The following is a 10,351-nucleotide window of genomic DNA, read 5'->3' as shown; positions in this document are numbered from 1 at the left end:
CGACGAAGGCGATCTCGCGCGCCTTTTCGCTGGCAAGCCAGCTCCTACAATCCGCCTCTTCGTAGCAACCGGGGATCGGGCGGTGGTCAGAAGCCGGGGGCGATCTGGCCCTTGTAGCGAGTCAGGATGAATTGGCGCACGGCGTCGGAGTTCAGCGCCTTGGCCAGTTTCTGGATCCGCGGGTCGTCGCGGTTGTCCGCACGGGCCACCAAAAACTCGATGTACAGGTCCTTGCCCTTCTCCACGATCAGCGCGCTGTTGGTGTCGATCCCGGCCTCCAGGGCGTAGTTGGCGAAGACGAACGCCAGGTCCACCTGGCTCACCGAACGGGCCAGCAAGGCGCCTTCCAGCTCACGGATCTTCAGGTGCTTGGGGTTGTCGAGGATGTCGCGCTGGGTGGCCAGGGTGTTGCTCGGGTCCTTGAGCTTGATCAGCCCGGCTTCGTGCAGCAGCACCAGGGCGCGGCCGGTGTTCACCGGGTCGTTGGGAATCGACACCGTGGCGCCGTCCTTGAGCTCGGCAATGGTCTTGATCTTGGTGGAATAGGCGCCGAAGGGCTCGATGTGCACCCCCACCACCGGCACCAGGTCGGTGTGCCGGGTCTTGTTGAAATCATCGAGGAACGGCCGGTACTGGTAGTAGTTGGCGTCGAGGTTCTTCAGGGCCAGTTGCTGGTTGGGCTGGATGAAGTCGGTGAAGACCTTGATGTCCAGGTCCACGCCTTCCTTGGCCAACTCGGGTTTGACGAATTCGAGGATCTCGGCGTGGGGCACCGGGGTGGCCCCCACCACCAGCTTCTCGTTGGCGTGGACACTCAAGGACAGTACGGCGGCCAGGATGGCCAGGATCTTGTTCATGGGTTGCTCCTAAGGCAGATACGGACAGCCGTCGTGGGGTGCACGTGAGGCCGGTTTTTTCAGGTTGTGAATACGTCGGGTCAACGTCGGCTGTAGTGCGCCACCAGGCGGTCGCCGGTCATCTGCAGGCCCTGCACCAGCACCAGGAGCAGGATCACGGTGACCAGCATCACGTCGGTCTGGAAGCGCTGGTAGCCGTAACGGATCGCCAGGTCGCCAAGGCCGCCGCCACCGATCACCCCGGCCATGGCGGTGTAGTCCACCAGCACGATGGCGGTCACCGTGACCGCCGCCAGCAGGCCGCCCCGGGCTTCGGGCAACAGGGTGTGGCGGATGATCTGCCAGGTGCTGCCGCCCATGGCCTGGGTCGCTTCCACCACCCCGTGGTCCACTTCCCGCAGGGCGGTTTCCACCAGCCGGGCGAAGAACGGCGTGCAGCCCACCACCAGCGGCGGGATGGTCCCCGGCACGCCGAGGGAGGTGCCCACCAGCAGGGTGGTCAGGGGAATCAGCACGATCAGCAGGATGATGAAGGGCAAGGAGCGCAGCACGTTGACGATCAACGACAGCAGCCGATACAGGCCAGGGGTTTCGTGCAGCTGGCGCTTGCCGGTGAGAAACAGCAACACCCCCAGGGGCAGCCCCAGCAACACGGTGAAGCCCAGGGCCGCCCCGAGCATGCTCAGGGTGTCGAGACAGGCCTGGGCGATGTCGGCCCAGTAGAGGTGCTTGAACCATTCGGCCATGGCGTCAGGACCAGTCGTGACGCGGCGGCTTGATGCCGTTGAGCAGCCAGTTGCCCACCACGTGGTACTTCCAGCGCACCGGGTCATGCAGGGTGTGGACCCGGGCATTGCGCCAGTGGCGGTCGAAGTTGTGGCGCTTGAGGGTCGAGCGGGTGCCGCCCAGTTCGAACAGCTTGTTGCTGGCCTCGATGGCGATCTCGGTGGTCAGCACCTTGGCCCGGGCCACCGCTACGGAAGCCAGGGCGACATTGTCTTCATCGGGGGCCGGACGCGCCGCGTCCAGGGCCAGACCAGCGCGCTCCAGCAAGGCTTCGGCGGCCTCCAGGCGAATGTCCAGGGCCCCCACCTGAATGATGGTCAGCGGATCGTCGCCGGCCTTGTCCACCCCGGCATCGATCCATGGCCGGGCGTGCTCGGTGACGAAGTCGACGGTGTCGCGCAGCGCCGCCCGGGCAATCCCGGCGTCGATGGCCGCCGTGGTCAGTTGGGCGAAGGGCCCGGCCAGGGTCGGACGCTCATAGGAGCGGTAAGTGGGGAACACATTGAAGGCCGGCACCTTGAGGTCTTGTGCCAGCACCGTGCCGCTGGAGGTGGTGCGCTGGCCGATGCTGTCCCAGTCGTCGAGCACCGCCAGCCCCGCGCTGCCCCGGGGCACGAAGGCCAGCTGACCCCGGCCCTGTTCATCCAGGGCCAGCACCGCCAGCCAGTGGGCATACAGCGAGCCGGTGCAGTAGCCCTTGCGGCCGTTGATCACATAACCGTCACCTGAACGACGGATGCTGGCCTGGATGTCCTGCACGTTCTTGCCGCCGGTTTCCGACAGCGCATTGGCAAAGCGATGGCCTTGCAGGGCCAGGGCGAAAAAGTGCGCCTGCTGCTCCGGGGTGCCCTGCAGGCGGATGTCTTCCAGCAGGCAGTAATGGTTCTGCGGGATCTGCCCCAGGGACGGATCGGCGGCGGAAATGATCGCGATCACCTCGGCCAGTACCGCGTAGGACACCTGGGCGCCGCCGAACTCCCGCGGCACGCTGATGCCCCACAGGCCACTGTTGGAATACAGGTCAAGCAGTTCCACCGGCACCTGGCGACTGCGGTCGCGTTCGGCGTCCTGCTCCAGCAGGACCGCCGCCACTTGCCGGGCCACGGCCAGGGCCTCGGCGCCATCGCGGATCACCTGGGCGGCGGGAGTGTGCAGGGGATAAAAGGCGGATTCAGGCAAAGAAGACATACAGCGCTCTCGGGCGGATGAAGGTTGCGGGCTGTCATTGCAGCTTCTGTGCCGAAAGATCGGGCCTTTGAATTCAAGGGTTTACCGGCCGTAGCAGGGGATTGCCCAGCGGGCCACCGGACAAATTGCTGGAGCACTGTTGCCGGGCCAACAGTGAAATGCTGTTGCCCGGACGACACCTCGTCGGTCCATGCCAGTGCCGGGGATACCCGGGTATAGAGTGAAAGCGGCTCGATCCGGCGACGGACCGGTTTGCCCCAGACAACATCAAGGAGAACCCCAGATGAGCGTCAAACCCATTCCCGAAGGCTTCAGCGGCGTCACGCCGTACCTGGGCATCAAGCGCGCCGCCGAGGCCATCGAGTTCTACAAGCAGGCCTTCGGCGCCGAGGAAAGCATGCGCCTGGACATGCCCGACGGTAGCGTTGGCCATGCCGAACTGCGCATCGGCGGCTCGGCCATCATGCTCGGCAGCCCCTGCGAACAAACCCCGATGGACAGCCCGGACACCCACAAGACCTCGGTCGGACTGCACCTGTATGTGGAAGATGTCGACAGCAGCTTCGCCCGGGCGATTGCCGCCGGCGGCACCGAGGTGTCGGCGGTCAAGGACCAGTTCTACGGCGACCGCAGCGGCAGCCTGCGCGATCCGTTCGGCCATGTGTGGTTCCTGGCCAGCCGCAAGGAAACGCTGAGCGCCGAGGAAATCGCCCGGCGGGCGCGGGAGATGTTCCAGCAACAGGCCGGCTGAGCCTTCCAGCCAGCCAAGGCCTGTAGGAGCCGGCTTGCCGGCGAAGGCGCCCTTGCGGGCCACTTCGCGGACAAGCCCGCTCCTACAGGGCCACGGGCATTGGCCAAATCGGTAAAACAGCGGCTTTCACCAGGTTTTCCCAGCTTCGTAACATTTACTTTCATATCGCCTTTCAGGATTCACGATTCTCATTCGTCTTAATTAGATGCAGCAGGCCGCGTTGGCCACGGCTATGCCCCGGGTGTTTTGCCCCGGGGCCGGCCGAAGGTTCCAGTGCCGCTCCACTCCTCGAATCAAGACGCCCACTCCATGTCGAAGAAGTCCCGTTCAAAAATCTGGTTTCTGGTGCACAGCTGGCTGGCCCTGCCCATCTGGTTCTTTGTGCTGATCGTCTGTGTCACCGGCACCCTGGCGGTGGTCAGCCAGGAGATCGTGTGGCTGGCCAATCCGGATATCCGAGCCAGTAAACGCAGCGATGATGCCCAGCCGCTCAATTACGACCAGATCGTGGCGGCCATCAAGCAGGCCGACCCCAGCACCCGCATCGATACCATCGTGACCCCGGACGAAAGCCATTTCGCCCTGAGTGTCAGCGTCAGCTACCCGGACGGCCGGTCCCCAACGCTGTACGTCAACCCCTACACCGGGGCGATCCAGGGCACCAGCCCAGTGTTCGACTTCCAGGGCTTCACCCGGGCCCTGCATGGCTGGTGGCTGGTGCCCTTCACCAACGGCTACAGCTGGGGTTGGTACCTGGTGTCGTTCCTCGGCCTGCCGCTGCTGATTTCGTTGATCACCGGGCTGGTGGTCTACAAGAAGTTCTGGAAGGGCTTTCTCAAGCCGACCCTGCGCCTGCGCCATGGGGCACGGATCTTCTGGGGCGACTTCCACCGCCTGAGCGGCATCTGGTCCATCTGGTTTATCACGGTGATCTCGATCACCGGCATCTGGTTCCTGATCGAGGCCGTGCTCGCCGACAACCACATCAGCATTTCCAGCCAACCCATTGTTCCGGTCATCGCCCGGGAGCAGGTGCCGACCACCACCGACGGCAGCCCCGCGCCGATGATCGGCCTGGACCAGGCCATCGGCATCGCCACCCAGAAGATCCCCGGTTTCGACATCAGCTTCGTCAGCCTGCCAAGCAATGCCTACAGCCACCTGTACGTAGGCGGTCGTGGCTGGTACCCGCTGATGTACCAGACCGCCAACATCAACCCCTACACCGGCTCCCTGGACACCTCTCACCTGCTGGGGGACCGCAACACCCTGGAGTTCGTCACCGAGTCCATGCGCCCGCTGCACACCGGAGATTTTGGCGGGATCTGGGTCAAGCTGATCTGGTTCTTCTTCGGCCTGGTGCTGAGCATGATGGTCCTCAGCGGGCTGTTGATCTGGACCAAGCGCACCGCCCTGGCCACCGCCAACGCCCTCAAGCGTGAGGAGAAGGCCGCCCGGGCGCGTCCCGCGAGCAAACCCGTACCGACGCCCACCCCGGCCATGAGCATCGAAACTTCGGAGAGCCACCCGTGAGCCAGACCCACAGCGCAACCGCGCCTTCGCAGCTGAGCCGGCTTTGGCATAAATGGCGCTTTCACCTGAACATCCTGCTGTTGCTGATCCCCCTGGGCTTCATGCCCAAGTACCTCGCCGATGCCTCGTTGTTTCGCGGCGACAGCGGCCTGGGGGAACGGGAGATCGGTGAAATCCAGGTCGGCCCCTGGAGCCTGCGTCTGGCCGAGATGCGCAACGAAGCGCCCCGCAGCGATGGCCCCGCCGGCTACCTGAAAAGCTTCAACGCCGCCCTGTGCCAGGCCTGCATCGAACCGGTCAAGGCGACCTACCTGCGCATCGGCAAGCCCCGCAGCCTGCGGGCCGCCGGGGTGATCTTCTTCGGCAGCCCGTACCGCATGGGCGCCAGCCTGCCGATTCCGGAAAAGACCAAAGCCGACGCCGAGCTGTGGATCACCCTGGAAGGCTGGGACGGCAGCATGCACCAGGCATCCATTCCCCTGAGCCAGGCCTCGCCCGCCACCGTGGCCTGGCTCGAAAAACAAGGAGGCACACGATGACCCGCGCAGTCCCCCCCGGCGCCTTGGCGCCCTGGCCCTGTTGCTGCTGGCCGGCGCCTTCAGCCACAGCGCCCTGGCCCACAACCCGATGTGCGAATGCAAGGCCATCGACGCCGAGCAGATCCGCTGCACCGGCGGTTTTTCCGATGGCAGCGGCGCGCCGGGAGTGACCCTGGACGTGATCGGCTACGACGAAACCATCCTCGTGCCGGGCAAGCTAGGCAGCGACTCGACCCTGACCTTCAAGAAGCCATCGAGCGAGTTCTACGTGCTGTTCGATGCAGGCCCCGGCCACGTGGTCGAGATCGACCAAGCGGATATCGAGGCCCCATGACTCCTGCCACCACCCAGGTCGTGCGCCCCGCCGGCGCCGGCCACGAAACCCTCTACGTCCTGTTGCTGTGCCTGCTGATTCTGTGTGTCGCCGGCAGCGTGGTGCTGTGGCGCGGCGAAACAGTCGAAACCGCCAGCGTCGCCAGCCACCAACTGGACGCCCGTCGCGACCTCAGCGCCGGCGAGCAAGGGATCTATGCCGACCTGCGGGTGACCCTCGACGAGATCCACCTGCTGCACGCCGAACACCAGAGCCTGCCGACGCCCGAGGAACTGGCCGCGGAAGGCTTCGCCCCCTTCGCCCAGGACGCCAGTTCGATCAGCCGTGGCGGCCACGCCTGGCAATTGCACGAACAGGCCTACCTGGGCCTGAGCCAGAACCCGCAAGTGGCCGGCTCCTTCCTGATGCGCCTGGATACCGAGAATCAGGCCAAGGTGGACATCTGGCTCAACCGCAACCCGTCCGTCCCCCTGCCTGTCGATCTCAGCGACGCCAGGCTGGCCGCCGCCGGCTGGCAACAGGTGGTCGCGCAATTCGATGCCGGAGTGACCCGCCAGCATCGCCACTGAACCCATTCCGAGAGAAGAACGCTTGCCCATGTCCATTTCATCGCAACGCCGTCCCTTTCTGCGGGGGCTGCTGATCGGCCTGCTGGCCCTGACGCTCAGCCCGCTGGTCAGCGCCGATCCAGCCAAACGCCTGCGCATCGGCATCACCCTGCATCCCTACTACAGCTACGTGACGAACATCGTCGGCGACAAGGCCGAGGTGGTGCCGCTGATTCCCGCCGGCTTCAACCCCCACGCCTACGAGCCTCGGGCCGAGGACATCAAGCGCATCGGCAGCCTGGACGTGATCGTCCTCAACGGCGTGGGCCACGATGACTTCGCCGATCGCATGATCGCCGCCAGCGAGCGCCCGAACATCCCACTGATCGAAGCCAACGAGAACGTGCCGCTGCTGGCCGCCACCGGGGTCGCCGCCCGGGGCGCCGGCAAGGTGGTCAACCCGCACACCTTTCTCTCCATCAGCGCGTCCATCGCCCAGGTCAACAACATCGCCCGCGAGCTGGGCAAGCTGGACCCGGCCAACGCCAAGACCTACACCCAGAACGCCCGGGCCTACGGCAAGCGCCTGCGCCAGTTGCGCGCCGACGCCCTGGCCAAGCTGACCCAGGCGCCCAACGCCGACCTGCGGGTGGCCACGGTGCACGCCGCCTACGACTACCTGCTGCGCGAGTTCGGCCTGCAAGTCACCGCGGTGGTGGAACCGGCCCACGGCATCGAGCCCAGCCCCAGCCAGTTGAAGAAGACCATCGACCAACTGCGCGAGCTGGACGTCAAGGTGATCTTCTCGGAGATGGACTTCCCCTCCACCTACGTCGACACCATCCAGCGTGAGTCCGGGGTCAAGCTCTACCCGCTGTCGCACATTTCCTACGGCGACTACAGCGCCGACAAGTACGAGAAGGAAATGCAGGGCAACCTCGACACCGTGGTCCGGGCCATCCAGGAGGCCGGGGCATGACCGCCATCGAAACCCTGCTGCGCGGTCCGGCCGTCGAGTTCAACCAGGTCGGCCTGACCCTGGGCCGCACCACCATCCTCGACCGCGTGACCTTCCAGGTGCAGCCCGGCAGCGTGCACGCGCTGGTGGGCCCCAACGGCGGCGGCAAGAGCTCGCTGATCAAGACCCTGCTGGGGCAGATGCCGCACCAGGGCCAACTGCGCCTGCAATGGCCCGGCGCTCCCGGCACCATCGGCTACGTGCCCCAGGCCCTGGAATTCGACCGTGGCCTGCCGATGACCGTGGACGACTTCATGGCCGCCATGTGCCAGCGGCGCCCGGCCTTCCTCGGCCTGAGCCGGCATTTCGCCCAGGCGATTGGCGACGCCCTGGAACGGGTCGGCATGCAGGACAAGCGCAAGCGACGCATGGGCGCCCTGTCCGGCGGTGAACGCCAGCGGGTGCTGCTGGCCCAGGGGCTGATCCCGGCCCCGCAACTGCTGGTGCTGGACGAACCGATGTCGGCCTTGGACGAGGCCGGGATCCAGGTCTTCGAACGCCTGCTCCACGACTGGCGCCAGAGCGGTATCACCCTGCTGTGGATCGAGCACGACCTGGAAGCCGTGGGCCGCCTGGCAGTCCGGGTCACCGGCCTCAACCGCCGGGTGCTGTTCGACGGCCCAGCGCAACAGACCCTGACCCCGGAGCGCCTGCTCAGTCTGTTCTCCACCCATCCACGAGCCGCCGGGAGCGCTGCCTGATGACCTATGAAGCTTTTCGCCTGATGGTCCAGGGCTGGGCCTCGGCCGGCTACCTGCCCGAAGCCCTGGCCTACGGGTTCGTGGTCAATGCGCTGCTGGCCGGCCTGCTGATCGGGCCGGTGCTCGGTGGCCTGGGGACCCTGGTGGTGGTCAAGCGCTTCGCCTTCTTCTCCGAAGCCGTGGGCCACGCGGCACTGACCGGGGTGGCCATCGGCATCCTGCTGGGCGAGCCCTACACCGGTCCCTACGGCAGCCTGTTCGGTTACTGCCTGCTGTTCGGCATCCTCCTCAACTACCTGCGCAACCGCACCGGGCTGGCCCCGGACACCCTGATCGGGGTGTTTCTCTCGGTGTCCCTGGCCCTGGGCGCCAGCCTGCTGCTGATCTTGGCCGGCAAAATCAACGTGCACATCCTGGAGAACGTGCTGTTCGGCTCGGTGCTCACGGTCAACGGCAACGATCTTTTGGTGCTGTTGATCGTCGGCGCCCTGGTGCTGGGCCTGAGCCTGCCGCTGTACAACCGCATCATGCTGGCCAGCTTCAACCCGCAGCTGGCGGCGGTGCGCGGGGTGGCGGTGAAGACCCTGGACTACCTGTTCGTGATCCTGGTGACCCTGATCACTGTGGCGGCGGTCAAGGTCATCGGCGCGATCCTGGTGGGCGCGCTGCTGGTGATTCCGGCCGCTGCCGCCCGCCTGCTCAGCCAGTCGCTCAAGGGCTTTTTCTGGATCTCGGTGAGCATCGCCACTGTCAGCACCCTGTGCGGCATCCTGCTGCCGATCGTCTTCGACCTGCCGGTGCCCTCCGGCGCGGCCATCATCCTGGTGGCCGGCGTGGCCTTCGCCCTGGCCGCCATCGCCCGCGGCACCGTCCCCAGCCTGAAAGGGAATATCGGATAAATGCACAGTTCACTGCGTCACTTGTCATTGCGTCAGCTGAGCCTGGCCCTGATCCTCGGCGGCCTGATCAGCACCCCGGCCCTGGCCGAGCGCGACCACTTCGAACCAATGCGCGTGGTCGCCAGCCATGGCATGGGCAATACCGCGCTGCACAGCGCCGCCTCGCAGAAACCGCTGACGGTGCTGGCCTCGCTGCCGGTGACCTTCGGCCTGGGGCAGATCCTGCTGCAAGGCACCCCCATCAAGCTGGAGCGGGCGGCCCCGGCCAACCTCCCCGGCTCGCGGCAGACCGCCTATTTCACCGGGCGCGGCGCCCCGGCCCTGAGCAAGCTGGCGCTGGATGCCGACGCGGTGATCGGCTTGCGCTCGATCTGGCCGGACGACCCGCTGTACCCCAACGCCCGGCGCAGCAACATCCGCATCGTCGAGATCGATGCCGCCCGCCCGGTGGATGGCGCCCTGCCCGGGGTGGCCCTGCAACCGGGCAAGAGCGACGGGCTCAACGCCCAGCCCTGGCTGTCCAGCAACAACCTGGGGCGCATGGCGGATGTGCTCGCCGCCGACCTGGCACGCCTGGCCCCCGAAGCCAAGCCCCAGATCGAGCGCAACCTGGCGGGGCTGAAACAACGCCTGCTGAAACTCAGCGCCGACAGCGAAGCGCGCCTGGCCGAGGCCGACAACCTCAGCGTGCTGAGCCTCTCCGAGCACTTTGGCTATCTGGTCAGCGGCCTGAACCTGGAGCTGGTGGAAGTCGACGCCCGCGCCGACAACGAATGGACGCCCGAAGCCCTGCAGAAGCTGCAAGCCCGGCTCAAGGACAACGACGTGGCACTGGTCCTGCACCACCGCCAGCCGTCCGAGGCACTGAAAGCCGCCATCAGCGCCGGTGGCAGCCAGTTGCTGGTGCTGGAAACCGACAGCGCCGACCCGCTCGGCGAACTGGAAGGCAACCTGCAAAAAGTCACCCAGGCCCTGGCCTTGTAGCCGCTGCCGCAGGCCGCGAACGGCCCGCAGGGACGCGGCGTTCGGCGGGCGATAGCCAGGCAAGGTCCTGCGGATCTTTGCGCAGCTTCGCCATGGCTCAGCAGCGGCTACAGCATCCATCTCGATCCGGGCTGTTGTAGCCGCTGCCGCAGGCTGCGAACGGCCTGGGCGGCACTCCGGCGCAGGGACGCGGCGCTCGACAGACAATCGCCA

At 66.2% G+C, this 10,351-nt stretch carries 12 protein-coding genes; 9 read left to right on the top strand and 3 right to left on the bottom strand.

Annotation, left to right across the window (positions count from 1 at the left end; all coding sequences use genetic code 11):
• Positions 1-86 precede the first annotated feature (86 nt).
• The 3 genes from ACMGG8_RS13760 to ACMGG8_RS13750 all read right to left on the bottom strand — a co-directional run bounded on the left by ACMGG8_RS13760 (position 87) and on the right by ACMGG8_RS13750 (position 2,831).
• A complete protein-coding gene (locus ACMGG8_RS13760) occupies positions 87-857 on the bottom strand; it encodes a MetQ/NlpA family ABC transporter substrate-binding protein (RefSeq protein ID WP_060844238.1) in 771 nt (256 codons plus the stop codon).
• An 80-nt stretch (positions 858-937) separates the two neighbouring features.
• Complete coding sequence (locus tag ACMGG8_RS13755) at positions 938-1,603, bottom strand: methionine ABC transporter permease (RefSeq protein ID WP_060844239.1); 666 nt, start codon at positions 1,601-1,603, stop codon at positions 938-940.
• 4 nt (positions 1,604-1,607) lie between these two features.
• Positions 1,608-2,831: an SfnB family sulfur acquisition oxidoreductase gene (locus ACMGG8_RS13750; protein ID WP_414159724.1), complete on the bottom strand. Its 1,224-nt coding sequence runs from the start codon at positions 2,829-2,831 to the stop codon at positions 1,608-1,610.
• Between the two features lie 283 nt (positions 2,832-3,114).
• Here ACMGG8_RS13750 and ACMGG8_RS13745 point away from each other — a divergent pair, with 283 nt between their 5' ends.
• The 9 genes from ACMGG8_RS13745 (at position 3,115) to ACMGG8_RS13705 (ending at position 10,138) form a co-directional block, all read left to right on the top strand.
• Complete coding sequence (locus tag ACMGG8_RS13745) at positions 3,115-3,582, top strand: VOC family protein (protein WP_414159723.1); 468 nt, start codon at positions 3,115-3,117, stop codon at positions 3,580-3,582.
• Positions 3,583-3,891: 309 nt separating this feature from the next.
• Complete coding sequence (locus ACMGG8_RS13740) at positions 3,892-5,115, top strand: PepSY-associated TM helix domain-containing protein (protein WP_414159722.1); 1,224 nt, start codon at positions 3,892-3,894, stop codon at positions 5,113-5,115.
• Positions 5,112-5,654, top strand: a complete 543-nt coding sequence (locus tag ACMGG8_RS13735) for a thiamine pyrophosphate-binding protein (RefSeq protein WP_414159721.1) — start codon at positions 5,112-5,114, stop codon at positions 5,652-5,654. Before ACMGG8_RS13740 ends, ACMGG8_RS13735 begins: the two co-directional genes overlap by 4 nt.
• 31 nt (positions 5,655-5,685) lie before the next feature.
• On the top strand, positions 5,686-5,988 hold the full coding sequence (locus tag ACMGG8_RS13730; protein ID WP_414159938.1) for a hypothetical protein: 303 nt from the start codon (positions 5,686-5,688) through the stop codon (positions 5,986-5,988).
• Positions 5,985-6,557 (top strand): DUF6162 family protein, encoded by a 573-nt coding sequence (locus tag ACMGG8_RS13725; protein WP_414159720.1) that lies wholly within the window; start codon positions 5,985-5,987, stop codon positions 6,555-6,557. Before ACMGG8_RS13730 ends, ACMGG8_RS13725 begins: the two co-directional genes overlap by 4 nt.
• 28 nt (positions 6,558-6,585) lie before the next feature.
• Entirely contained in the window at positions 6,586-7,515 is a 930-nt protein-coding gene (locus ACMGG8_RS13720; protein WP_414159719.1) for a metal ABC transporter substrate-binding protein, read from the top strand.
• On the top strand, positions 7,512-8,255 hold the full coding sequence (locus ACMGG8_RS13715) for a metal ABC transporter ATP-binding protein (RefSeq protein WP_414159718.1): 744 nt from the start codon (positions 7,512-7,514) through the stop codon (positions 8,253-8,255). The genes ACMGG8_RS13720 and ACMGG8_RS13715 overlap by 4 nt, the downstream gene beginning before the upstream one ends.
• On the top strand, positions 8,255-9,154 hold the full coding sequence (locus ACMGG8_RS13710) for a metal ABC transporter permease (RefSeq protein WP_011062450.1): 900 nt from the start codon (positions 8,255-8,257) through the stop codon (positions 9,152-9,154). The genes ACMGG8_RS13715 and ACMGG8_RS13710 overlap by 1 nt, the downstream gene beginning before the upstream one ends.
• Positions 9,155-10,138 carry a metal ABC transporter solute-binding protein, Zn/Mn family gene (locus ACMGG8_RS13705; RefSeq protein WP_414159717.1) on the top strand — a complete coding sequence of 328 codons (984 nt, stop codon included), beginning with the start codon at positions 9,155-9,157 and terminating at the stop codon, positions 10,136-10,138.
• The last annotated feature ends 213 nt before the right edge of the window (positions 10,139-10,351 follow it).

The sequence above is a fragment of the Pseudomonas sp. BNK-45 genome (genome assembly GCF_047456255.1).
Lineage (GTDB): Bacteria > Pseudomonadota > Gammaproteobacteria > Pseudomonadales > Pseudomonadaceae > Aquipseudomonas.
This window is presented reverse-complemented; position numbering and strand designations above follow the sequence as displayed.

Excerpts from the sequence above, each read along its gene's own strand:
- ACMGG8_RS13760 (WP_060844238.1), bottom strand. The coding sequence starts at position 857 with ATGAACAAGATCCTGGCCATCCTGGCCGCCGTACTGTCCTTGAGTGTC.
- ACMGG8_RS13755 (WP_060844239.1), bottom strand. The coding sequence starts at position 1,603 with ATGGCCGAATGGTTCAAGCACCTCTACTGGGCCGACATCGCCCAGGCC.
- ACMGG8_RS13750 (WP_414159724.1), bottom strand. The coding sequence starts at position 2,831 with ATGTCTTCTTTGCCTGAATCCGCCTTTTATCCCCTGCACACTCCCGCC.
- ACMGG8_RS13745 (WP_414159723.1), top strand. The coding sequence starts at position 3,115 with ATGAGCGTCAAACCCATTCCCGAAGGCTTCAGCGGCGTCACGCCGTAC.
- ACMGG8_RS13740 (WP_414159722.1), top strand. The coding sequence starts at position 3,892 with ATGTCGAAGAAGTCCCGTTCAAAAATCTGGTTTCTGGTGCACAGCTGG.
- ACMGG8_RS13725 (WP_414159720.1), top strand. The coding sequence starts at position 5,985 with ATGACTCCTGCCACCACCCAGGTCGTGCGCCCCGCCGGCGCCGGCCAC.
- ACMGG8_RS13720 (WP_414159719.1), top strand. The coding sequence starts at position 6,586 with ATGTCCATTTCATCGCAACGCCGTCCCTTTCTGCGGGGGCTGCTGATC.
- ACMGG8_RS13715 (WP_414159718.1), top strand. The coding sequence starts at position 7,512 with ATGACCGCCATCGAAACCCTGCTGCGCGGTCCGGCCGTCGAGTTCAAC.
- ACMGG8_RS13710 (WP_011062450.1), top strand. The coding sequence starts at position 8,255 with ATGACCTATGAAGCTTTTCGCCTGATGGTCCAGGGCTGGGCCTCGGCC.
- ACMGG8_RS13705 (WP_414159717.1), top strand. The coding sequence starts at position 9,155 with ATGCACAGTTCACTGCGTCACTTGTCATTGCGTCAGCTGAGCCTGGCC.